At 26.0% G+C, this 24,870-nt stretch carries 25 protein-coding genes and 5 tRNA genes; 1 reads left to right on the top strand and 29 read right to left on the bottom strand.

Going from position 1 to position 24,870, the window contains the following annotated elements; genetic code table 4:
• Positions 1–212: 212 nt before the first annotated feature.
• From EELLY_RS01020 to rpmG, 5 genes are all read right to left on the bottom strand, one after another.
• On the bottom strand, positions 213–2,129 hold the full coding sequence (locus tag EELLY_RS01020) for a heavy metal translocating P-type ATPase (protein ID WP_104205659.1): 1,917 nt from the start codon (positions 2,127–2,129) through the stop codon (positions 213–215).
• A complete protein-coding gene (locus EELLY_RS01015; RefSeq protein ID WP_104205658.1) occupies positions 2,113–2,334 on the bottom strand; it encodes a heavy-metal-associated domain-containing protein in 222 nt (73 codons plus the stop codon). The genes EELLY_RS01020 and EELLY_RS01015 overlap by 17 nt, the downstream gene beginning before the upstream one ends.
• Positions 2,335–2,392: 58 nt before the next feature.
• The gene (locus EELLY_RS01010) at positions 2,393–3,127 is read right to left on the bottom strand and encodes a Pr6Pr family membrane protein (RefSeq protein ID WP_104205657.1); all 735 of its coding nucleotides are present in this window, start codon (positions 3,125–3,127) and stop codon (positions 2,393–2,395) included.
• 27 nt (positions 3,128–3,154) lie between these two features.
• Positions 3,155–4,228 (bottom strand): M24 family metallopeptidase, encoded by a 1,074-nt coding sequence (locus EELLY_RS01005; protein WP_104205656.1) that lies wholly within the window; start codon positions 4,226–4,228, stop codon positions 3,155–3,157.
• A gap of 258 nt (positions 4,229–4,486) precedes the next feature.
• Positions 4,487–4,630, bottom strand: a complete 144-nt coding sequence (gene rpmG, locus EELLY_RS01000) for a 50S ribosomal protein L33 (protein WP_104205655.1) — start codon at positions 4,628–4,630, stop codon at positions 4,487–4,489.
• Between the two features lie 175 nt (positions 4,631–4,805).
• On the opposite strand from rpmG, the gene EELLY_RS00995 reads away from it, so the two are divergent.
• Positions 4,806–5,849: a lipoprotein gene (locus EELLY_RS00995; RefSeq protein ID WP_104205654.1), complete on the top strand. Its 1,044-nt coding sequence runs from the start codon at positions 4,806–4,808 to the stop codon at positions 5,847–5,849.
• Positions 5,850–5,933: 84 nt separating this feature from the next.
• Here EELLY_RS00995 and EELLY_RS00990 read toward each other — a convergent pair.
• The 24 genes from EELLY_RS00990 to EELLY_RS00875 form a co-directional block, all read right to left on the bottom strand.
• A tRNA-Leu gene (locus tag EELLY_RS00990) sits at positions 5,934–6,022 on the bottom strand.
• 8 nt (positions 6,023–6,030) lie between these two features.
• A tRNA-Lys gene (locus EELLY_RS00985) sits at positions 6,031–6,106 on the bottom strand.
• A gap of 5 nt (positions 6,107–6,111) precedes the next feature.
• Positions 6,112–6,186, bottom strand: a tRNA-Gln gene (locus EELLY_RS00980).
• A gap of 5 nt (positions 6,187–6,191) precedes the next feature.
• Positions 6,192–6,274: transfer RNA gene (locus EELLY_RS00975), tRNA-Tyr, on the bottom strand.
• A 7-nt stretch (positions 6,275–6,281) separates the two neighbouring features.
• Positions 6,282–6,357: transfer RNA gene (locus tag EELLY_RS00970), tRNA-Thr, on the bottom strand.
• 138 nt (positions 6,358–6,495) lie between these two features.
• Entirely contained in the window at positions 6,496–7,443 is a 948-nt protein-coding gene (locus EELLY_RS00965; RefSeq protein WP_104205653.1) for a lysophospholipid acyltransferase family protein, read from the bottom strand.
• Positions 7,433–7,921, bottom strand: coding sequence for a dihydrofolate reductase (locus tag EELLY_RS00960; RefSeq protein ID WP_104205652.1), 489 nt, complete (start codon positions 7,919–7,921; stop codon positions 7,433–7,435). Before EELLY_RS00960 ends, EELLY_RS00965 begins: the two co-directional genes overlap by 11 nt.
• Positions 7,914–8,246: a holo-ACP synthase gene (locus EELLY_RS00955; RefSeq protein WP_104205651.1), complete on the bottom strand. Its 333-nt coding sequence runs from the start codon at positions 8,244–8,246 to the stop codon at positions 7,914–7,916. Before EELLY_RS00955 ends, EELLY_RS00960 begins: the two co-directional genes overlap by 8 nt.
• A 56-nt stretch (positions 8,247–8,302) precedes the next feature.
• Positions 8,303–8,779, bottom strand: a complete 477-nt coding sequence (locus EELLY_RS00950) for a deoxycytidylate deaminase (RefSeq protein ID WP_104205650.1) — start codon at positions 8,777–8,779, stop codon at positions 8,303–8,305.
• 1 nt (position 8,780) lies between these two features.
• Positions 8,781–10,193 (bottom strand): hypothetical protein, encoded by a 1,413-nt coding sequence (locus EELLY_RS00945; protein ID WP_104205649.1) that lies wholly within the window; start codon positions 10,191–10,193, stop codon positions 8,781–8,783.
• Positions 10,183–11,112, bottom strand: a complete 930-nt coding sequence (locus EELLY_RS00940; RefSeq protein ID WP_104205648.1) for an RluA family pseudouridine synthase — start codon at positions 11,110–11,112, stop codon at positions 10,183–10,185. The genes EELLY_RS00945 and EELLY_RS00940 overlap by 11 nt, the downstream gene beginning before the upstream one ends.
• On the bottom strand, positions 11,105–11,638 hold the full coding sequence (locus EELLY_RS00935) for a signal peptidase II (protein WP_219818095.1): 534 nt from the start codon (positions 11,636–11,638) through the stop codon (positions 11,105–11,107). The genes EELLY_RS00940 and EELLY_RS00935 overlap by 8 nt, the downstream gene beginning before the upstream one ends.
• A 92-nt stretch (positions 11,639–11,730) precedes the next feature.
• Positions 11,731–14,457 (bottom strand): isoleucine--tRNA ligase, encoded by a 2,727-nt coding sequence (ileS, locus tag EELLY_RS00930; RefSeq protein ID WP_104205646.1) that lies wholly within the window; start codon positions 14,455–14,457, stop codon positions 11,731–11,733.
• Positions 14,458–14,725: 268 nt separating this feature from the next.
• Entirely contained in the window at positions 14,726–15,709 is a 984-nt protein-coding gene (locus EELLY_RS00925; protein WP_104205645.1) for an alpha/beta hydrolase, read from the bottom strand.
• A gap of 53 nt (positions 15,710–15,762) precedes the next feature.
• Positions 15,763–16,137, bottom strand: a complete 375-nt coding sequence (gene sepF, locus EELLY_RS00920; protein ID WP_104205644.1) for a cell division protein SepF — start codon at positions 16,135–16,137, stop codon at positions 15,763–15,765.
• Between the two features lie 8 nt (positions 16,138–16,145).
• On the bottom strand, positions 16,146–17,345 hold the full coding sequence (ftsZ, locus tag EELLY_RS00915; protein ID WP_104205643.1) for a cell division protein FtsZ: 1,200 nt from the start codon (positions 17,343–17,345) through the stop codon (positions 16,146–16,148).
• Positions 17,338–18,642, bottom strand: coding sequence for a hypothetical protein (locus EELLY_RS00910; protein WP_104205642.1), 1,305 nt, complete (start codon positions 18,640–18,642; stop codon positions 17,338–17,340). Before EELLY_RS00910 ends, ftsZ begins: the two co-directional genes overlap by 8 nt.
• Before the next feature lie 9 nt (positions 18,643–18,651).
• Positions 18,652–19,578 (bottom strand): 16S rRNA (cytosine(1402)-N(4))-methyltransferase RsmH, encoded by a 927-nt coding sequence (gene rsmH / locus EELLY_RS00905; RefSeq protein WP_104205641.1) that lies wholly within the window; start codon positions 19,576–19,578, stop codon positions 18,652–18,654.
• Complete coding sequence (mraZ, locus tag EELLY_RS00900) at positions 19,578–20,033, bottom strand: division/cell wall cluster transcriptional repressor MraZ (protein WP_104205640.1); 456 nt, start codon at positions 20,031–20,033, stop codon at positions 19,578–19,580. Before mraZ ends, rsmH begins: the two co-directional genes overlap by 1 nt.
• A gap of 100 nt (positions 20,034–20,133) precedes the next feature.
• A complete protein-coding gene (gene rpmF / locus EELLY_RS00895; protein WP_104205639.1) occupies positions 20,134–20,313 on the bottom strand; it encodes a 50S ribosomal protein L32 in 180 nt (59 codons plus the stop codon).
• Between the two features lie 15 nt (positions 20,314–20,328).
• Positions 20,329–20,829: a DUF177 domain-containing protein gene (locus tag EELLY_RS00890; protein WP_104205638.1), complete on the bottom strand. Its 501-nt coding sequence runs from the start codon at positions 20,827–20,829 to the stop codon at positions 20,329–20,331.
• Position 20,830: 1 nt separating this feature from the next.
• Positions 20,831–23,215: a phenylalanine--tRNA ligase subunit beta gene (gene pheT, locus EELLY_RS00885; RefSeq protein WP_104205637.1), complete on the bottom strand. Its 2,385-nt coding sequence runs from the start codon at positions 23,213–23,215 to the stop codon at positions 20,831–20,833.
• Between the two features lie 8 nt (positions 23,216–23,223).
• On the bottom strand, positions 23,224–24,276 hold the full coding sequence (gene pheS / locus EELLY_RS00880; RefSeq protein ID WP_104205636.1) for a phenylalanine--tRNA ligase subunit alpha: 1,053 nt from the start codon (positions 24,274–24,276) through the stop codon (positions 23,224–23,226).
• 10 nt (positions 24,277–24,286) lie between these two features.
• Positions 24,287–24,865 carry a hypothetical protein gene (locus EELLY_RS00875; protein WP_104205635.1) on the bottom strand — a complete coding sequence of 193 codons (579 nt, stop codon included), beginning with the start codon at positions 24,863–24,865 and terminating at the stop codon, positions 24,287–24,289.
• Positions 24,866–24,870: the final 5 nt, after the last annotated feature.

The raw sequence follows: 24,870 nt of genomic DNA, 5'->3' as shown, positions 1-24,870 counted from the left end.
ATTATTAGTAAAACCTCAAATGTATTTATCAAAATTTTTGAACTATTTTTTATTAAAATAATCAATCATGTCAAACATGGTTAATTTTACTCTAAAAGAACATTTCCAAAAGACAGTTATTATCGTACTAACAATGCACAATTCATTATCATGGTAACTATTTAAAACATCATTATTTGATCAATCACATCTTGTAATTTCTTTCATCTTATTTACTTTCTCATTTTAAAAAACAAAGAATTTAATAAAACTAAAATAGATGATAAAAACATTGCTAACATTCCAATGTGTGGTGATAACACACCAAATAAAGCCAAAGGTATTATTATTAAATTATAAGTGAATGCTCAAAATAAATTTGAATAAATAATTTTTTTAGTATTTTTAACTTCATTTATAGTGTCAACTATTAAACTAATTTTTGAATCTAACAAAGCAATATCTGCATCAAGATCTAAATAAGTGCTTTTATTAATAACTGCAATTGATAAATCTGCTTGTTTAATAGCCAAAGCATCATTTAAGCCATCACCTGCAAAAAGAACTTTTTCCCCATTCATTTGCATTTCTTTAATTAAAAGAAGCTTTTTATCAGGTGTCATATTTGCATATACATGTTTTATTTTTAATGAAATAGCAACTTTTTTAGCAACTCCAATATTATCACCAGTAATCATTACAACTTTAAAACCCTGCCCCATCAACTCTTGAATCTTATCATCTACACCTTCTCTCAGTTTATCTTCAAAAAATATTTGAGCTACAAGATTTTCGTTTTTAAACAATAATGAGCTTGTGTTTGTAGTCTGTCTAAAATTAATTTCTGGTGCTAATCCTGCACTTTTAAAATTACTATATTTAATTATTTGATAATGATCATCTAAGTATGTGAACGCTAAAAAATCAGTATCAATTTGGCGTAATTTTATATTACAGTCAATATTTTTTTTATTGAGATAATTAATAATTCCTGAAGCAATTGGATGTTTTATGTTTAATTGAAATGAACCAATTATTGGTAAGTATTTTTCATCACCAATATAATCTTTAACTTCAATTTCGCCTTTAGTTAAGGTACCAGTTTTATCAAAAACAACTGTTGTAATTTTATGCAGTTTACTAAAAGATTCAGGTTTATTAAATATAACGCCCTTTTTAGCAGCCCTGCTAGCCCCTATTAAAATAGCTAATGGTGTTGCTAAACCTATAGCACAAGGACAAGCGGAAACTAAAACAGTTATAGAAACTTTTAAGGATAACAAAAAACTACCATTTTCAAAAAAGAAATAAGATATGAAAAAACCTAAAATAGATAAAACTAAAACAACTGGTGTAAATCACAAAAGTACTCTATCAACAATTGTTTGAATTCCTTTTTTTTCGGTTTGAATTTGATTTATTTTCTTAACCATTTTATTAATTAAATTATCTTTTACTAAACCTGTAGCTTCAATTGAAAATTCCTCACCCATATTCCTCATTCCTGCAAATACATTATCTTTATATGATATTTCCAGACCATGATTTTCACCATTAATAAGTTGTGAATCAACAAGTGCTTGTTTAGATATTAAAATACCATCCATTGGAACACTGTAACCAATAGGCACTTTAATAATATCACCAGCACTAATTTGATTTACGTTTACTTTTATATATTCTTCATTTCTCAATAAAAAAGCATTTTTAGATTGAAGTGATTGAATTTTTTTTAAGTCATTTCCGATTTTTGATTTTATATAATCATTTATTAAATCACCTATTTTTACAAAGATAATTACAAAAATTGGAATTTCTATTAAATGCAATTCTAAATGATCACCATGATTTAAGTAATAAATAATTTCTATTAAACTATAAATTAAAGATATTTGAGTTGATGCAAATACTAAAAAGTTCATCCCTATTCTTTTTCACTTAAATATTTCAAAATATGTTCTTTCTATATATTTTCAACCTATAAAATAAGTGTTAATAATAGCTAACGGGACAAGACCAAAAAACACCATATATAAATTATTACTTATGGTTGAGTTTAAATTAATAATCGATAAAGAAAGCGCTAGTATAATATCTATTAAAAAAACCAGTTGTTTTAAAAACTTTTTAGTTTTAACTTTCGCTAACAATTGTTCCTTTATATCCTGATTTTTTTAATATTTTTCTAATCTCTTTGGCGTTAGTTTCATTTTCATCGTAAACAACTTCTATTTCTTTTTCACGTAATGAAACTGTATAATCTTTTATAAAATTATTTCGAAGTGATTTTCCAACAGAAGAAACACAACTTGCGCATTCCAATGAATCTACATGTAATAATACAGTTTTTGCCATAAATAAAAACTCCTTTTTTCGATATATAAATTATATATCTTGAATAGGAGTTTTTAAATTAAAAAGTGCTTGTTTTTATAAATTTACGAGTTACCATTTTGTTATTTATGCAATTGTATAAGAAACTAAAGCTAAAAAGTATTACAACAACTAAAACAAAGGCAATTGCGAATCATCCATATCCAGGAATTCCCATAGGTCCTACTTTGTGAACATTTAAGAAAAAGTAAGGGTAAAGAATGCTTTCTGTGTAACCAGATTTAAGTCTTATTTCACCTCTAAACATTGCAAATAAACAATATGCTAAAGTCATTGTGAATGGAATTCAGAATTTTTTTACAATGTATTCTTTTTTAATAACTATTTCCTTGTTTTCCATCATGAAGTTTACATAAATTACAAATATAATTGGTGTGATTACATGATTTATTATTGAAGTTATTCAACTAAATGTTTGTGTTGGAAAACCTTGAACAGGAATTAAGACAAAATTATAGATTATAAAAGTTAAAGTAATTAATGTTGCTAAAGTATTTGCACTTGTATGACCTAATAATTTGCTTTTACCTTCTTGTTTATAATTGATCCCTGCTGCAATTAATCATGCATGAACTAGAACATTTGAAAGTAATGTAAAAGTAGTAAAATAATCTATGGTAAAAGTCTCATAGTTTCCATTATATACGTCTATAATATCATTATTATTAAAAATTCCTCATACATAATACGCAATCATTACAGTAAATGATAGTAGTCCAAAAAATAGTTTATATGATATTTTAAATTTTGTCATTTTTTTATTTCTCCTTAATAGTTTTAATTAAAACTTAATTTTAACCAATTCTCTTCTAGCCGAAGTTAGAAGTTTATAACCTTTATTGGTTACTAATAAGTCATCTTCAATTCTTACACCACCAATTTCAGGGATATAAATCCCAGGCTCAATAGTTATAGTCATATTAGGTTCAAGTATTCTATTACCTGTGGGTGAAGTGTATGGTTCTTCATGAATTTCAACACCATAACCATGACCCAAACCATGTGTAAAGTAACCAGCATAACCACGCTCATCAATATATTTGGCAACAGCTTTATGAATTTCACCAGCATCTTCACCAGCTTTAACTAAACTTATACCTAAACTTTGAGCTTCAAACACTGTATTGTAAATGTCTTCTAACTTTTTATCAATTTCTCCCATTGCAAAAGTTCTAGTTTGATCAGAACAATAGCCATTGTAATAACAACCCATATCCAAAGTGACTAATTCACCTAATTGAATTTTTTTATCACTTGGAACAGCATGTGGCATTGCACCATTAATTCCACTAGCGACAATAGTATCAAAAGAGATTTTATCAGCACCTAAAACTAAAAATTCATTATCAACAAATCTTTGTAATTCTTTTTCAGTCATTCCAGGTTTAACAAATTTTAAAACTGATTCAAATACCTCATTAGTTATATCACATGCTTTTTGAATTTGTTTTATTTCTCATTCATCTTTAATAATTCTAATTGACGAAGTATCAACTGGTTTTAAAGTTAGTTCTTTAAAGATTGTTTTATATTGTTCATATTCTGAATAATGAACTCAATCTGATTCAAAAGCTAATGTTTTAATATTTTCATTTTTCAACACGTCTTTAATTGAGTCTCATAATCCTTTATTAAAACCTGAAATTTTAATATCACTTGGAATATTTTTATTATTTAAAGCAGCAGTAATATATCTACCATCTAAAAATAAATAACTATTTTCTTTAGTTACAATTAAATACCCTAGTGAAGAATGAAATCTTGAAAATCAGTATCTATTTTGTGGTGAATATAATAATATTGCATCAGCATTATTTTTTTCTAATAAATTTTTTATAATTTTTTGTTTTGACATAAAATCTCCTTTTAATAAAAAATTATTTAAATAAATTATACCAATATTATATGATACGATTTTTATTTAGTTTCAGAATATCTGAATAATTTTCTGCATTTTTAGAAAATTATTTTTTAGTATTGTTTTAGCTAATATATATATAAAACAATCATTTTTCTTGCAAATAATCTTTACTTTTTCTTGCTAACTTTATTTTATGGAATGATTTATTTTGTAAAATATTAAAAGCAATCAAAATATAAAAATTAGTATTAATTATTTTTTTTGTTTATGAACTTCATGTTTGTTACATTTGCTACAGAATTTTTTAACTTCTATTTTTTCTTTTTTCTTGTCGTTTCTACCAATGTAGTTTTCATTTTTACATTCAGTACAACGTAGAATATATTTTTCACGCATAAACTTTCACCTCGCTGCTCATTTAAATTGTTTTGTTTTTTAAGACAATCTATAATAAATAATATCACAGATTTGTAAAACATTTTTATATATTGATAAATATTTAAATAATTTTTATTTGTTATAAAATCAGTTTTATAGTAAAATATATTTAATATATCTTATAGGAGAAAACATGAAGAAATTATTGATCATTTTGGGAGCATTAACGTTAACAGCAACACCTAGTTTAGTTGTTGTTTCTTGTTCTAATAATGTTGCAGAAACAGTTAATCAATTTATTGAATTAGCTGATGGTACAAGACCAACTTTTAAAGGGGTAAATGAAATAGATAAAAAAGGTTCAACGCTAGTTTATTATATAGGTGGGGCTGACAACTACTCTTCTTTATCATTTGAATATGCTTTAAAACAAGCAACAAACACTGAAAATTTAACAGATGCTTTTGCAGTTTTAAATAATGGTACAGATGCAAGTACTGGTGCTGTTAAAGCTTTTAAAGATCTTGGAAAATTAACTTCTCTTGGAAATGATGCTGGAATTCAAGAAGTTTCAACAAAATGAAATAAATCAAATTCTAGACATGAGTTTATAAATAAAACTGAAAATGTTATTTTTTCAAAAGAAGCACTTGGAACAGATATTAAAATTGCAGGCTATCAAGCTTCTTCAATTGATAACTTATGAACAAGCAAAGTTACTAAAAAAATATTAAGTGATTGATTAACTCCTTCAATAGCTAGAATGACTTATGACATTACTTTAGAAACAAACAATCAAAAGTTAGCTGAAGCTAATACTAAAACTAAAAAAAATGAGTTATTTGATGGAGCTCAAACATTAATTGAAACAAAAGTTAAAGAACTTAGCGAGTCAAAAGGGCCTATTTTCTTAATTATAAGAAATGGTGAGCTAATAGGCTATTTAAATGGCTATACAGTTTACAATGAAGTTGATAAAGTTATTCTTCAAAAAGACCAAGATGCTTTTAAAGATAAAGGTAGATCATATGATTCAAAAGATATTGAAAATATGTTTAAAACTTGAAATGAAACATTAGCTTTTAGTAATGTTGAAAGTAATAATAAATCAATTTTACAAGATATCTATAAAAAAGAAGGAACATCTAAATTTTCTTTTAACGATAGTGGTCTAGAACCTTATAAAAAATTTATTGAGAAATGAGATGAAGGTGTTTTAAATAGAATTCCTGATTAAACTAACTTATTTAGTTAGTTTTTTTATTATTAATATTATTTAAAAAATAAAAAAAACAACCTTAATGGTTGTATTATTTTAAAATGGTCCCCAAGGCCAGACTTGAACTGGCACAGGATATAAAGCCCGGCGGATTTTAAGTCCGCTGCGTCTACCGATTCCGCCACTTGGGGATAATTAATGGTGACTCGCCGCAGGCTCGAACTGCGGACCCACTGGTTAAAAGCCAGTTGCTCTACCGACTGAGCTAGCGAGTCATAGTTGGTTGGGCCAGCAGGATTCGAACCGGCGCATGAAGGAGTCAAAGTCCTTTGCCTTACCGCTTGGCTATGGCCCAATAAATGGTGGAGGGGGAGGGATTCGAACCCCCGAACCAAAGGAAGTGGGTTACAGCCACCCGCGTTTGACCGCTTCGCTACCCCTCCATTTATATGGTGCTGACTAAAGGAGTTGAACCTTCGACCTATTGATTACTAGTCAATTGCTCTACCATCTGAGCTAAGTCAGCATTACCTTTAGATATGCATCCTTATTCTAACAAGGACAATATTTATTTTATCTTAAAGACAAAAAATAAACAAGTAAAAATAAGAAATTTTGAAAATTTTTTGTAATAAAAAAACAAGTAGTTTTAACACACTTGTTATTAGTCAACTACATTGAAAATATCTTTAAGTTTTTTCTTTTGTTTTTTTGGTGAAGGATTAGTTTTTTTCTTAATTGATTCTCTAATTTCTTCTTCATTTTTAGGATTAATTTTATTTATAGTTTTGTAATCTCAAATCAAATCTTTATCCTTGTATTTTTCCATGTTTTCTGAGATAACTTTTCTTACATTATTTGATAAATCTTCTGTTTTTAAAGATATATGTTTACTTGGCATTATTGGTTTACCAAAAATAACTTTTACTTCAACTTTTTTTGGTCTATCTTTTTTAAATATTTGATAGGCATTAATAATTGTTACAGGAATAACAGGTGCATTAGCCATTTGAGCTATTTTAAGCGCTGCTGGATGAAAATCTTTTATTTCTTGTGACTTACTTCTAGTACCTTCTGGAAATATCACTAAAGATCTCTTATAATCAACAACAAGTTCTTTAGCTTCTTTAAATGCTTCTAAAGCACTTCTTGGATTTTCTCTATCTAAAGGAATACAGTCAATAATTCTTACAAATCTACCTAATTTTTTATCATTTCACAATTCTTTTTTAGCAATAAATGCCATAGGTTGATTCAAGTAAAAATTGTTTAAAGCAAAAAGAATAGTTGGATCAAAATTTGACTGATGATTAGCTGCCAAAATAACTCCACGATCTAATCAATTTTCATACCCCTCAACTGTAATATTTATATTTGAAGCTTTTAAAATTCTATTAGCTGATTTTTTAGCAAAATTATAAGCATACTCTTCTGAATAAAAACCAGGAGTTTTGTAATTTTTTTTACTAATTTTTTTAGCTTTAGCCATCATTCTTCAAATTGGAAACCATAAATAAATAATTTTTAGTTTACTAATTTTTAAACTGCGTTCATTATCGTTTATTTTATTTTCTGATAATTCATGTTTTGTTAATTCTTTATTAGTTGTCATCTTTTCTCCTTGTAAAATATTCAATATAAAAGTCTTTGTACTCAACTATATTTATTTTATCAAATTTAGTTAAATTTACTTCATCCATGTAAACATTACCTTCATATTCATCTTTTATAATAGTTCGGATTAATTCATCAGCAAAATCAATCATTTTACTAAAAACTGAATTTCCACCAATAACATATAGATCTTTTTCATTAGTTTGATATTTTTCAATTAGTGAATCAACATTATTTATAAAAAATAAACCATCTTGATTATCTTTATAAGAATCAAGATTTTTTGTCAAAACATAATTAATTCTATTAAGCAGTTTTTTATTATTCATTGATGTAAAAGTTTTTCGGCCCATCAAGACACTAGAATTAATTGTAGTTTTTTTAAAATGTTTCATTTCTTCAGGTATATTCCATGGTAATTTTGCGTCTTTTCCTATTACCCCACTTTTTGTTTGAGCCCATATTAACTTAATCATAAATATTAATAGCCATTCCTATGGAATACTTTTTTTCATGAGATATTGAAATTAATATTTTACTTAATTCTAGATTAGTTATTATAGGGCTTTGATTATCATAACCAACATTAATTTTATTAAAACTTATTTTTTGTTTTGAATTAAGAGATTTAAATATAGCTTCTTTAACAGCCCATCTACCAGCAATAAAGTTTATTTTTGCTTTTTTAGAAATAATACTTTCTAAAAGCACTTTTTCTTCTATTGTTAAAACTTTATCAATAAATTTTTGTTTTATTTTAATGCGTTTATTTTCAATAATGTCAATTCCGATTCTTTGCATATATATTCTCTTTCATTTTTGTATATTTATCATTTAATAAAAAATAGCCATTAAGACTACTTAGTAACTTCAACAATAATATCATTTATTTTTTTAGTTGGGATATTAGCAGCTTTTAACATTCTGATAGAAGCTTGGGCTTCTTTAGAATCTATGTTTTTATCCCCTGTATAAAAAACTTCTTTAATACCTGCTTGAATAATAATTTTTGCACACTCATTGCATGGAAACAAAGTTATGTATAAACTGCAATCTGATAAGTTTGCTCTTGCGTTTACAATTGCATTTAGTTCAGCATGCACCACAAATGGATATTTAGTATTTTCTCATTCTGCTTCTTGACTTTTTGTTCAAGGAAACTCATTATCATCAATTCCTCTTGGAAAACCATTATAACCAGTAGCTATTATTTGTTTTAAAGGATTAACAATAACAGCCCCGACTTGAGTTGAAGGATCTTTACTTCTCATTGCACAAACCTTAGCTACACTAACAAAAAAACTCTCTCAACTTAAATAGCCTTGTCTTTTCATATTAGACACCTGTTATAATTCCAGGTTGTCATACTCAACCAGACCATGTTATTAAACCTGCTGTGTTTTTGATATCAACATAATTAATATCACCCATTCAACCAATTTTATTAACAACTAAATTAGACGCGTATCCTTCACTAATAATTCCTTTACTTAGATAAAAGTTTATAGCGGCTAAAATATTATTATTGTATGCGGGAATTGTTTTTAAAACAAATAAAAACACAATTCCAACAACAATAAATAAAACTAATAAAAACAACATAATTTTTTCAGATACTTTTCATTCATTTGCACCTTTACTTGTTAATGCATAAGTTATTGAACCAAAAACCATTCCTAAAAAAGCAATTGAAAATGAACTCATTGTATCATTTGATGAAGATGCAACTAAGATAATGATCAATATTGGTCAAACTGATTTTGTTTTTGCAAAAATTGATACTGGTGTTTTATCACCAGAAACATTCATTAGCATTATTCCTATCATGATAGATAAAATAGGAAGAGGACCAGAAGTTATTGAATATGGCATAGTTGTTGATGTAATAAATCCTAATAAAATGTAACTAGCAACAAATGGTATTGCTATTTTTTTTACAGAACCGTTTACTATTTCAGTCATTCTTGATGTAGAAAAAAGAGCAGAACAAACAAAGAATAATATAAGCAAATCAAACAATAATCCACTTTTACTATTTTCCATAGCACTAAATCCATATGTTAAAATTCTTCAATACTGACCACCATTAATTGTTATAGTCCTGTTTGTACCGCCAAATACTATTTGTGCAGCACCTGATGTTCAACTTCTATGTACTACGGTTGGTACATTGCTTGTGGTTTCATCTAATCAATTTATATTTAACACACTTCCAAGTATTGTTGCTATTGAAGGTAAAATAATAAATAAAACCAATATAGCTCAAGTAAAAGAAATTTTGTTATTTTTAATTTTAGCCATAAATGAATTAAAGTTTTTTACTTTGATTTCGTTTTGTTCTTGAATTGACATGTTAGAATTTTCTGGTTTAGTTTCTTCTATTTGATAAAGGTTTAATTTATGAATATCACCAAAAATCTGAATTAAATCACTTTGAACTTTTTCATTATTTGTTTGAATTGCTCAAATACCATTAATTTGTTGTAAAGGTCTTGGCGCATTATTAGAAAAAGTAATTTTTAAAATTGAGTCTTTATCAATTGATGAATCATTGTATAAAATATTTTCACTAGTTAGATCATTAGCACTTTGATCATTATCTAAAATTATAATTTGATATTTATAAATTCTATTAACTAAAAATACTTTATTTTCTTTTGATGGGATTTTTTTTAATTCTTTATACTTGTATTCTTTTTTTAAAAAAGAAATAAAAGACTTAAACATTTGAATGTTTTTATCACTCATGCTTTGTTCCTCCTTCTTTTTTAATTCTATCTAAAAATTCTTTAGGTAGTTCTGTTTTTAATTTTACCATTTCTTTTTTAATGGGGTGTATAAATTGTAATTTATAAGCATGAAGCATTTGACCAAATTCATCAGTTTTATCAGATAATCTACCATATATAGGATCATTTACAATTGGAAACTTAATAAAATTGAAATGAACTCTGATTTGATGTGTTCTTCCAGTCTCTATTCAACATTTAACTAAAGTTGTATTTTCAAATCTTTCAAGCACTTCAAAATTAGTTTTTGCATACTTAGAGTTTTTATTCGTCACCATCATTTTTTTTCTATCATTTTGATGTCTACCAATAGGTGCGTCAATGACACCTTTTTCTTCTTCAATATTACCTCACACTAATGCAATATACTCTTTGTAAATTTTATGATCTTTTAATTGATTGGATAATTCTTGATGAGTTTTATCATTTTTGGCAACAATAACTAGACCTGTTGTTTGTTTATCTAAACGATGAACAATCCCTGGTCTTTCAACACCACCAATATTACTTAGATTTATTTCTTCTCTTCCAAGTAAAGCGTTAACTAATGTACCATCAGGGTTACCAGCACCTGGATGAACTACCATATTATTAGCTTTATTGATTACTAATAAATGTTCATCTTCATAAACTATATTTAAATCAATTTTTTCACCTTTAAGTTCGGATTTTTTAATTTCAGGAAAATTAATTTCAACTTTATCACTAACTTGTAAATTTGTGTTAGATTTTGTTTGCATTTCGCCATTAACTAAAATATTACCATCTTTAATTAACTTTTGGATATAACTTCTCGAATATTCTTGATCTTTGTTTAGCTGTTCAACTAAAAACTTATCTAACCTATTTTTAACTTCGTTAATTAATATTTTAGTCATGTAATTCCTTTTTGTTTTTCTTGGCCTCTAAAAACATTTGTATAAATTCTATGATAAAACAAACCCCCATTAAAGGTATACCACTACAAACCCAAACATCTGCTAAATTAAATATATAAGATTTTGAAAATATAAAGAAATCAAAATCTCACACCAACAAATCAACAACACCACCATGCACACCATCAGCATTCATTGGAGATCATGATCTGGCCAATACGTTAGCGAATGCACCTGAAAATAACATGGCTATTGGTATTATTCATTTTTTTGAATTTACAAATATAAATACAACCAATATCAATATTGTGAATATTGCTGCAAAAGATATATTTTTTACTAAGCTTGCAGGATCATTGTTTTCACCTCAAGCTCTTCCTAAATTAATTATGTAATTAAGGTTTAAAAAACCTGGTAAGAAATCTTTTGATTGACCCAATGTCATATTAGAAGTAACTATTCCTTTTGAAATTCAATCTAAGGCTACTAAAATAATAATAATTGGCATTCCTACTGTTAATTTCATTTTTCATTCATAATTATATTTTTTTAAAAATGACCAAAAATTATTAATCCTATTTTTAAGTATCATACTTTCACCCTTTATTCTTATTAAGTTTATTTTAAACTATTCACAACATTATTACATCTTGTACAGACTTGATAGTTAACTAAAGTGTCAAAAATTGCTCAACATCTTTGACATTTTTCTCCAGTTTTTAATTTAACACTGATAACTGATGTTTTTAATTCTAATCCTTGTTCTAAGCTCACAAAATTTATTTTATTAACTATAAATATTTGATTTAAATCTTTTATAGTTTCAAGTTCTTTGTAATCACTTTTTAAATCAATATTTAGAATAGCTTCAAAACCTTTACTAATTATTTTTTCTTCTCTTGCTATTTCTAAAGCTTTATTTACATCTTCTCTTAATAATTGTAATTTATTTCATCTATTAAGAAACTCATTATTTTGAGTAAAATTTTGTTCTTTAATATCAACAAGATGGACTGACTTAGATTTATTTTCTATATTAAATTCTTGATATACCTCTTCAATTGTATGAGGAATAATTGGTCTTAAAGCATCAATTAACATAATTAATTGTTCATACAAAACAGTTTGAACTTGACGTCTTCTTGTGGAATTTGCACTTTCAATATATAATATATCTTTAATAAAATCTAGATAAAATGATGATAAATCTTTTGTCACATAATTTAAAGATGTGCTATAAACTTGATTAAATGCAAAATTTTCATAAGCTTCAATTATCTTATTTTTATTTAAAGTTAAATTATGTAAAGCATATCTATCAACCTCTTCTAAATTTGTCTGATAATGTTTAATTGAATCAAAATCATACAAGTTAGCTAAAATAAATCTAATTGTATTTCTAATTTTTCTATAACTTTCTCCAATTTGTTTAATAATATCATTACCAATTTTTTGATCATCTGAATAATCAGTTGAACTAACTCATAATCTTAGAATATCAGTTCCTTGAGTATTTGCAAATTCTATTGGGTCAATTCCATTGCCTAGTGATTTACTCATTTTATTACCTTTTTCATCAACAGTCATTCCGTGAGAAATTAATTTTTTGTAAGGTGCATTATTTGAATAAATTGTAGAGTTAATCATAGAAGCATTGAACCAACCTCTGTACTGATCGCTTCCTTCTAAATACACATCATATGGCAATTTAAATTCTTTATACTTCTCACTTAAAGCAATTGCAGAAGATCCTGAATCAAATCATACATCTAAAATATCTTTTTCTTTTACAAAATTTTGACTATGATATTTTTCAGGTAAAAATACATTTGCTGGTTTTTCAAATCAAGAATTAGTTCCTAAATTTTCAATTTGTTTAATAGCAAAATCTAAAATTTCATCATTAATAACTAATTCCTTATCTTGATTATAAAAAGCAACAATAGGAACACCTCATAGTCTTTGTCTTGATATAGTTCAATCAACACGGTCTTCTAAAACTTGATAAAGTCTTTTTTTTGCTCATTCAGGTCTTGTTGTAATGCTATCAACATTTTTTAAAATGTCGGATTTAACTTTTTCTAGATTAATAAATCATTGATAAGTACAACGGTAAATTACTGGTTTTTTAGTTCTTCAATCATGTGGATATGAATGAGAAACAAACTTCAACTTTAATAATCTATTTTTTTCTTGTAATTCCATACCAACAATTTTGTTAGCATCTTCATAAAAAACATTTACTAGTTGTTCATCATATTGAGCTATTTCTTTTGTAAATTTACCTTGATCATCAATTGGTGCAAATGGTTCTATATTATTTTTTTTAACAATAATGAAGTCATCTTCTCCAAAACCTCCAGCAATATGAACAATTCCTGTTCCAGCTTCATCTGTTACATGATGTCCTAAAACAACTTTATTAATTTTTTTGTCATACAAAGGGTGTGCATATTTAACATCTATTAATTTGTCCCCATAAAAATTATTTATAATTTTATAATCACCTCAACCAATTTGATTAGAGATACTTTCAAGAAGGTTTTTAGCTACTATGAATCTTCTTGACTCTACTTTAACTAAAACATATTCAATGTTTCCAGAAACAGCTGCTAGTTGATTTGAGGGGATAGTTCATGGAGTGGTAGTTCAAATAACAATTTCATCACCAACACTAACAAATTCATTACCTTCAGTTATTTTCATAGCAACAAAAATAGTTGGTGATTTAACATCTTGATATTCAATTTCTGATTCAGCTAAAGCTGACTCACTTGATGGTGATCAATAAATTGGTTTTAAGGCTTTATAAACTAAACCTTTTTCAAACATTTTTTGAAACAATCTCAATTCACTCATTTCAAATTCATGTTGTAAAGTTATGTATTTAAGATCAGTATCAGTAAACACTCCAAGTCTTTTAAATTGTTTTGCTTGATTGTCAACTTGTTTTAAAGCATACTTTTCACATAATTGTCTAAATTCTACAACTGGTGTGGTTTTTCTGTCAATCCCACTTTTAGTAACAGCAGTTTCAATTGGCAATCCATGAGTATCTCAACCGCAAATAAATGGTGCTTTAAAGCCACTAGAGTTTTTAAATCTAATGATAAAGTCTTTTAATGTTTTATTAAGTGAATGACCTAAATGTAAATCACCATTTGCATATGGTGGTCCATCATGTAACATAAACAATGGTTTATCTCTATTAATGTTTAACTTTTTGTTATAAATATTTTCATCTTCTCAAAATGCTTGAATAGTAGGTTCTTTTTCTTTTAAATTTGCTCTCATGTCAAATTTTGTTTGCCCTATTAACAGTGTGTCTTTATAGTTATTGTTCATATGTTTCCTTTCAAAAAATAAAATCGCCCCTTGAATAAGGAGCGATTAAAAACGCGGTACCATCCTAATTAACAAAATCTTTTGATTTGTTATCTTTAAAGTTTTAACGGGTCCACCGCAGAATTCTACTCAACTTATAGTTTTTCTTTTCTGGTAAAAAAAGGTGATATTAGAATAACGTTTATTATCGAATTTCAGCAAACTTCGACTCTCTTTAAATAAACTATTATATAACTTGTCCTTTAGTTTTATACAATAATATTTTATCTTATTTTGATTCTAATTGGTGTTTTTTAACAAATTCTAAAGTTCTATTTGTATAGTCTTTTGTAAATTTGATAATGGACTTTGTATGATTATAACCTTCATCATAAATGATTAACTCATTTTGGTCACTATGTTCGATATTATTTTTAATCTCTTGCATTTTGAAACTGTCTAAAAAATTAGTTACTCGATCAAATCGATTATGAATAAACATTATTGGTATATAATTCTGTCCTTTTTGAATCAACTTAATAAAATCTAAACCTTTAAAATCAACTTTATACTCTTGTTTATAAATTTTTAATATATCTTCTAAAATATTTTGAGCATAAGTTTCAATCATTTTAAAAGCATTATCAGAAATCATTTCAGAAATCATGTTATTAACAGACATATATGCTGAATCAGATACTAACCACCTTATTTTATTTTCTTCAATAAAAACTTGTTCAGTCATTAAAGTATAAATGCAAGTAAAAGCTCCCATGCTTGTTCCAACTAAGCCTATTTGAGAAATAATATAATTTTTAGTTAATCATTCTATTACTGACATAAGATCTCATTTTTCTTTATATCCCCATGAAACAATGTCATTTTCGCTGGCCCCATGATTTCTAAAATCAAATGTTAAAATATTATATCCAAGAGCACGATAATGTCATGTTAAATATAAAACATCAAACCTTGATGAGTTAAACCCATGAACACCAACTACTCATTTGTCAGACACTTTTGGATTCAATCAAACACTAGCAACAATTTTTAAACCATCTTTTGATGTAATAATTGTATTACCAGTAGGTTTTTTATACTCCTTTATTTTCATTTTTTTATTTGAGTTACGATTAGTTGGTTTAATACTATTAAATGTCTTAACATAATTAAATTTAACATTTTTTCTATCTGTTCTTATAAAGAAAGTTTTAGTAAAACTAGAGTTTCACATATTAATGATAGTTCTTGCAATTGGTGAATATTCTGCCATGAAACTCCTTTAATTTAAATCTATTTTACTATAAAAAAAGAAAATAGAGAAATCTATTTTCTAATTATTAATTTATATATTTCTTTTTCTAATTTTTTTTGTGATCCATCATTTATATAAATAACACCTGAAATGAAGTCAATCACTCTTCTTTTATCATCGCTTTTTAGTTGAGATAAATCAACTAATGCGATTTTATTACTTTTTAATTCATCTGCAACATTTTTAACATCATTAAAAATCTTTGGAACAAAAATCTCTGTTCTTTTAGATAAAATATCTTTTTCTATAGTTAAATTGTCTTTACTATTTTCTTTCGGTAATTCTGATTCATTTTCATCGTACATGTCATATTCTTTTAAATCATTATGAATATTTTCATTTTTGGTTTTTAATTTATTTAAAAAGTTTTTTAATTTATTGCTCATAAAACCTCCTACTTTAAGAATGTTGGAAAATCATTATCCAATTCTTCTTGTTGTTGTTCTTCATTGTTTAACAATGAAGAACTTTGCATAGTTTGATGTGCATTAAATATTTCTTCTTCAAATGTGGTGGTTTTTAATGTTTCGATTGATTTTTGTGCCTGTTTTGTTAAATTAGAAGATCTAAGATTTGCAAAACTTGAAACAGTTGTTGGTTTAACAGAAGGTTTAATAATATTTTGCTCAATATCTTTGTTTTCATCAAATCCAGTTGCAATAACAGTTACAACTAATTCATCTTTTTCAGTTAATTCTTTATTAATAGCTACCCCAAAAACAATATTAACTTCAGGGTTATCAATTGCTTGGTTAACAACATCAACAACATCATATGCATCATTTAATGAAATACCTTCTCCACCAGTTACATTAACAATAACATCTCTAGCTCCATTAATTGAAGCTTCAAGTAGTGTTGAAGATATGGCATCATTTGCTGCTAAATTCGCTTTATCAGGTCCAGTACCTAAACCAATACCAAATAAAGCATTTCCTTTTTTAGACATAACTGTTTTAACATCAGCAAAGTCTAAGTTAATTAATGCTGGTACTGCAATAAGATCAGTAATCGTTTGTACTCCTTGTTTTAAAATTGCATCTGCTTCACCAAAAGCTTCTTGAATTGGTTTAGCCCCGATAAATTCTAAAAGTCTATCGTTTGAAATAACAATAGTAGAATCAACGTATTTTTTTAATTCAATAATTCCTTCTTCAGCAAATTGATTTCTATATTTACCTTCAAACCTAAATGGTTTAGTTACAATAGCTACAACTAAAGCTCCAGTTTCTTGTGCAATTCTAGCAATAACAGGAGCAGCACCAGTTCCAGTGCCACCACCCATTCCAGCTGTTATAAAAATTAAATCAGCATCTTTTAAAGATTCTTTTAATTCAGCTTCACTCTCTATAGCTGCAGCTTTACCAACTTCTGGATTAGCTCCTGCACCTAATCCTTTTGTAGATTTTTCACCTAAAATTAATTTATTAGGTACACTTGAACCTGCTAAAACTTGAGCATCAGTGTTAGCTATATAAAAATCAACGCCATGCGCTCCATATTCAAACATTCTTGTGATAGCATTATTTCCTCCACCACCAACACCAATAACTTTTATCTTGGCTCTTTGACTAAAATCTTGTTTACTACTCATACTTTTGCTCTCCTTCATTAGGCTTAACTTTATCTATTATTATACCATCTTGTTTTAAAAATAAAGCTTGCATATATCCATTTTCAGAAGGGTGATTGAAAAAATCAAATGACAAGTTTGCTTCTACTTTTTTAGGTTGTAATTTATCAAATGATTTTTCATTTTTAATTAAGGTATCAATTGTATTTCAAACACCATATGTTGTTGCTAATATACATTCATTAAGAGTCCCAATTAAAGAAAAAGAACCAAAAAAATTATTTGTTGTGGTTTTAGTTTTAAAGAATTTACTAATGTTTGTTATTTGGGTTAATATGCCATAATGATAAATGGGAAATCTAAATAATTCATTACCTAAACTTTGTGCAATAATTTCAGTTATTTTTTTTAAAACTTCATCGATTTGTTTAATAAACTCTTTTTTAAATATATAACCATTAAATTCATATTCATTTTTAAAGTTTTTAACTTTTAGAATTATATTTGATAAAAAGTTATTTGAGTTTAGGTCTAATGATTCAAGTAAATATTTTCGACATAAATTTTCATCAATATTAAATTTTTTAGCCATTTTTTCAATTACTTTATCAAAACCTTGATTTAAAGTTTTAAAAGTTTGAATGCTATTTTTTTTGAAAACACCAAATTCAACTTTGTTATTTTCTCAATTAATAATAATTGCATTTTCTGGTGTTTTTATGCCGGAATTTGGTATGTTAAATAAAGCTTGAATATTGGGAACAATTTTGCTTATTTGTTTACCACAACTTTTAACAATACTTGTGTGTGATTTATATACAGCTTTGTCAATAGTTTCATAGTTATAAATAAAAGTAACTAATGAGCCATTAATTTCTTTAAAGTTTTCTCATTTTTTATCATTTACTAGAATGTTTTCAAAATTTAAATTGAAAATTTCATTATGATCATTTTCTTTTAATTTCTTTTCAATTGATAACTTCAATTTATCAATCATTTCTTTATTAATTGGTTGATCTGCAGATAATCTAAAAGAATTTTTTATTGGTGTTTTAACATAAGTTTGACTTGGTAAAATACAAATAACTTCTTTTAAGTATTCTTTAGAAAATTCAAGAGAACATTGATTAAAAATATTTCCAAGAGCTTTTTTCACCATAATTGGTTCTATAACAAGACCATTTGAGTTTAAAACAGGGATATCAAAAAATTTAGTTTCATTAAAAATACTAATTGGTTTATTTTTAAAAGTTTTAGTTGTTGCAATTGTAATACTTCATTCTTTTATTTCAATTGTTGTTAATGGTTTATTTTTCATAATATCTCCTTATTTTTTTTCTATAACTCATAGTTTTGCACTGTGGCTTCGTTTATTTTTTTCTAATTCAGTTTTACTTGGTTTTAATGGTTTAGTTATTACTAACTTAAATTGCTTATCTGATTCAAATGCAAATGGCAAGTTATTTAAAAAGTATTTTTGTTCATCTAATGTTTCTTTTTTAAAAACTTCTTTAATTATTTTTTCTTCCAATGAATGAAAAGTTATTACCACTATTCTTCCTTTTTGTTTTAATAAGACCAAACTTTGTTGAAGAGATTGTTTAAGAGATTCAAATTCATCATTTACAGCAATTCTTAAAGCTTGAAAAGTTTTTTTTGCTGGGTGTTTTGGAGAATTAAGCACTTTTGCAGGTAGTGATTTTTTAACAATATCCACTAGTTCAAATGTTGTTGATATTGGCCTTGCTTGAATAATGTTTTTTACAATTGATCTTGCAAATTTTTCATCAGCGTAATTTCATAAAATTTTTTCAAGGTCTTCTTGTGAATAAGTATTTAATATAGTTTCAGCTGTCACAGGATTGTTCACAATATCCATTCTCATGTCTAGCGGCCCATTAAACCTATAACTAAAACCTCTTTCTGGGATGTCAAATTGAGGTGAAGATACGCCCAAGTCATATAAAATGCCATCAACTTTCAAAACATTATTTAAAGCTAACATCATTGCTATGTCTTTAAAGTTAGATTCCAATATTTTAAACCTGCTACTAATTTTTGATAGTTTATTTTTGCCTTCTTCAATAGCAGTAACATCTTGGTCAATACAATATAACATTCCAGAAGTTAACTTTTTGAGAATCTCACTAGAATGACCACCTCTGCCTAATGTGCAGTCAACATAAACTCCGTCTTTTTTTATATTTAAATAATCAATTGATTCTTTTAATAAAACTGGTATATGCTTATTCATTAGTTATTTATTCCTTGATAAATTTTTTCTGATATCACTTCAAGTTTATTTTCATTTGCTTTTTGATAGTTATTAAAGGTTTGACTATCTCATATTTCTATACGATCACCCATCCCCAAGATAAAAACAGACTTATTAATATTTGCTAGCTTTAAAAGGTTAGCGGGTATATTAATTCTTCCACTTTTATCTAATTCGACTTCGTGGGTGTTAGCGATAACTTCACGAGTCAACATTCGAGTGTCTTTATTAAAACTTGATAAACTTAATATTTGATTGCTTCACTTTTGAAATTCAGTTTCAGTTCTCATTTCTAAACTTCCTTCAAAACCTTTAGAAACGTATAGTATAGTTCCTTGAACTTTTCCACGTATCTTAGAAGGAATGGTAAGTCTTTGTTTTTCATCTAAATTATGTTCATATGTTCCATAAAATAACATACCACTTTCCCCCATTTCTTCCCACTATCATGTTAATATTATAAAACTTATTAATAAAAATGTGTAAAAAATAGAAAAAAAATGAGCTCAAAGCTCATTTTATTATTATTTTAAATTAATCTTCAATAGATTTAACTTCTTTACCTTTATAAAATCCACAGTCTCTACATACTCTATGAGATTTTATCATTGCTCCGCAATTTTCACAAGAAACTAAATTAGATGCTACTAAAGCTAAATGACTTCTTCTTTTATTCTTAACGGATTTACTAGTCTTTCTAAATGGTACAGCCATTTGGTACCCTCCTTTTTACTTTTTCTTGTTAAACTGGTCCAATTGATTTCATCTTGGGTCCAGTTTATTTTGTTCTTTTTTATTATACTCTTCTTCTGTAAAAAAAACATCATTAGAGCATACTTTTTTTATTATATCATTATTGTTATTGGATAAGTTATATGGCAAATTTATGTTTATTTGTTCTATAGCGTAATTTAATACATTAAACCTATCACCCAAAATAATATTAGAATTTGAACTTGCGTTTGAAGAAAAACAATATTCTTCACTTCAATCAATAGAATTTGAGTATTCTTCTTCTTTATTAGTGAATTCATTTACAAAAAGTAAACTAAAATTAATTACGCCATTAACACTTAAAATAGAAAGCGATTTACTTCAATCTAAATCAACATCAATTTCAAATTTAGATAATTTAGTAACTGAAGGATGAAATATTTTAAAACCCTCAAGTGTTTTAATTTCTTTAATTATTTCAGTATGTAAATTATTTTCAAAATAATTAATATCCATATTATCTTATTTTAACCTTAGCATCTTTTATTCTATTTAAAATAATATTAAATTGAGAAGAAATTTCTTGTTCAGTTAATTGTTTATCAATGCTGTTAAATTCAAATTTAAAAGTTATTGAGTATTTTTTCTCATTTTTCATTTGATCATCTGCATAAATATCAACTATTTCATAAGAAACCAAATGTTTAACACTATCAACAATTGATTTAACAATATCTTGGTAACTTTGCTCTCTAGATAATTCCATTGAAATATTTCTGTAAGATTTTTGAAATTTAGATAATTCATTAGTTTTATGAATTTTTTCAGAAACATCATAAATGGCATTAATGTTTATTTCACAAACAAAAGTTTCACCAATTTTATTTGCCTTTTCAAAAGCGGGGTTCAATTTAAATATGTAAGCTAAAGTTTTATTTTTATATTTAACTTCAATATTAATAAAAGGGTGGATATCTGAAGTTGTTGGTTCTTTATTAATAAAAGAAACTTCTTTTAAATTAACTTTATAAAAATTTAAAATAGCAATTAAATAAGATTGAATATAAGCATAACTTGATTTAATATCAACTTTTGTGATTGGATCTTTAACAATTTGATTACTAACAGCAAAACATAAATGATTTTCTCTAAATTCATTTAGTCCAAAAATATCTCCAACTTCAAATAATTTTAAGTTCTTATTTCCATTATTTGCATTAAAAATAATAGTTTCAACCATTGTTTTAGATAAATTAGTTCTATAACTTTCTCTTTGAATTGAAAGAGGACTCATTACATTAATAATCCCTTTAACATCAAACATGTTTCAAGCTTTATTAGTTGTCTTTTCAGTTAAAGAATATGATTTTATATTATTAAAACCATTACCTACAAAATATGAAACAACTTTATTTTTTAATTTTCTTTCAAGGTTGTTTGTCTTATTAAACATTGTAAATTCTAATGGTTTTTCATCAAAGTTGTCATAACCATAAATTCTTGCAACTTCTTCACATAAATCAAATTCACCATAAATATCAGTTCTATTTTCATCAATATCAAAAGTTATTTCATCTTTTTTTGATGTGACTTCAATGTCTAAATGTTTGAATAAATCTATTATTTGAGGAACAGTAAATTCCATACCTAAAATTTGATTTATTCTTGATAATGTAGTTTTATATACATTTAAAGGTTGTTCGCCTTTTAATAAAACTTCAATATTTTCAGCAAAATCTAAAATTTTATATTTACTAAACACATTTAGTAAAGCTAACAGCCCTTGATTAAATAAATTTTTATTTAACGGCTTAGCATATCTTTGCAAATCAATATTACTTATATTTAATTTTTTTAATTGCCCTCGCATTATAATTTGATCTATATTTAACATTAGTACTAATATTCTTTGTGTTTCATTAGTTACTGCAAATTCTTTTTCGGTTTTTAGACCAATAATGTTTACTAATCTTTTGTTATTTTTTAAAACTAGAATCTCTTTGTCATCAATTATTTGATTAGTTATTTCAAAATCATTTGTAACTTTGTCAGCATCCATTAAAATAAAAGGTTGACCGGTTTTAAAAGTTGCTATATTGGCTAATTGTTCAAATTTATTATCATTAGATTTAATTTTTGATATTTTTAGTAAAATATCATCGTGAGTTGTTAAATTAAATTCATTTTCATTCAAGTGAACTAAACTGTATGATATGGTATTAATATTTTGTTCTACTTTTTTATTTATATTAATATTAAATTTTTGAGTTTGCTTACTATACTTAAATTCATTTTTATATTCAATTGGTTCTAAATCAAAATAGTTAGCTAGTTCTTTAACCAATTGATAGCCAGCTAAAGCGTCGCTTCTATTAAGTGTTAAATCTAGATCAAAAGCATAATCATCAAGTCCAATTATTTCACCAATTGGATTACCTAATTCTTTTTCTAAATCTTTTGATAACGATGTTACAAAAACAATTTCCACAATTTCTGCTTCAGTTAAGTTATTATTTGAAAATGCTATTTCGTTATATGCACAAAACATCCCTTCTGAAACTATGCCTAACATTTTACGGTTATCTAATATGTTTCCATTAAACAAAGTTGCCCCAGGTAAAGCAACCACAACATAATTATTTGCAATAATATTTCTTGCAGTTGATAAAATAGTAACTTTTTTGTTAGCTCCAATTTTTGTGACAGTTTTTTTCAAATTTGTTTCAGGAATTTGTTCTACAGATTCTATGTATCCCAAAACTATTTTATTATTGCTAAACTTTGAATAGTCAATTTCTTCTTCTACTTCAAAGCCTAGTGAGTTGAAAGCAATAGCAATTTGTGCATTTGTAACATTTGTTAAGTCTAAGTATTTATTTAATCATTTTCTTGTAATTATCATATTTATCCTTATTCCCCATAGAACTTAAATTGTTCTAAAAATTTAATGTTATTTTCATATAAGCTTCTGATATTAGAAATACCAAATTTCAACATAGCTATTCTTTCAATACCTACTCCAAAAGCAAGAGCAGTATTTTTTGAAGGATCCATTCCATTTAATTTCATAACTTGCTCATTAATAATTCCTGATCCTAAAATTTCTATTCACCCTGAATATTTACAAATTGAACAACCTTTTCCTTTACATTTAAAACAACTTACATCAACTTCAACGCTTGGTTCAGTAAAAGGAAACAAACTTGGTCTGAGTCTAATTTTTGCATCTTCTCCAAACAATCTTTTACACATATATTTTAAAATTCATTTTAAATTAGTAAAGTTAATTTTTTTAGATACAGCCAAAACATCCATCTGCATAAATTGGTGAGAGTGAGTAGCATCATCATCATCTCTACGATAAACATTCCCAATTGAAATATTTGCATAACTTCCTTCAAAATTTTTTTCTTCAGCCATTTTAAATAACATTCTAGCAGACATGTTTGTATTATGAGTACTTAGCACTAACTCTTCATTAATATAAAACGAATCTTGCATGTCTCTTGCAGGATGACCAACTGGTAAATTTAAATTTTGAAAGCAAAATTTATCAAACTCAACATCACGATTTGGTAATACATCAAAACCAATTTCGCTAAATATATCAGTTAATTCTTCCACAACAATATTTAAAGGGTGAATTGTTCCAAGTCTAATTAAAGAACTTGGAATTGAAGGGTCAAATTTCTCATTTTGTAATTTTATATTATTTTCAATTTTACTCAACTCATTTATTTTATTTGTTGTTTGTTCATTAATAAAATTTCTTAATTCATTACCTTTCATTCCAACTTCAGTTTTATTTTCTATTTCAGAGCTTCTTAATGATTTTAAAATTGCATTCAATTCGGAATCTTTTGATAGATTTTTTTTCTTAATTGCTTCAATTTCTGAAACAGTTTTAGCCTCTGCTAATTCTTTTATTACTAAGGTTTTAATTGCTTCTATTTTATTTAACATGTTTCCCCTTTTATATTATTTCTAATTGTTCTTCATAAGCACTAATAATTAATTGCAATATTTTTATACCTGGATAGTTCTTATTTATAGATTTTAACCTTTTTAAAATAAATTTTTGAAAACATATTTTAAAATCTTGAAATATTGTATCAAAACTCTCAATAACTGGGTGATTTTCATAATTTAAAGTATATTCAATACCTTCGTTCATACAAATAATCATGCTTATAAAATGATTATTAACTAATTTTTTGGATTTAGAATATATTTCTCTTAAAAATTCTTCATACATATTTAAGATTAATTTTGAATTATTTGTTAAGCATATGTAATCTCAAAAAGCAGAATCTATAGATTTCAAAAAGGTTCTTATTTGATCAATGCTTTCATTAACAAAATTGTTTGTTTTTCAGTTTATATCTTTTTTATATATTTTTTTTATATAAGCTAATAATTTAGGTTTTGAACATAACTCAAAAAGTGAGAGATACTCTCACTTAAAGTTGATATCAAAAATTTCACTTGATTGTTCTTTTTTAATATGCTTTTTTTCAAAGTCATTTATGAGTTTTATTTTAATCGATTCCATAATAT

The organism is Entomoplasma ellychniae, assembly GCF_002930155.1.
Taxonomy (GTDB): Bacteria; Bacillota_I; Bacilli_A; order Mycoplasmatales; family Mycoplasmataceae; genus Entomoplasma; species Entomoplasma ellychniae.
The sequence above is the reverse complement of the archived record's forward strand: the minus strand, read 5'-3'. Positions and strand labels throughout refer to the sequence as shown.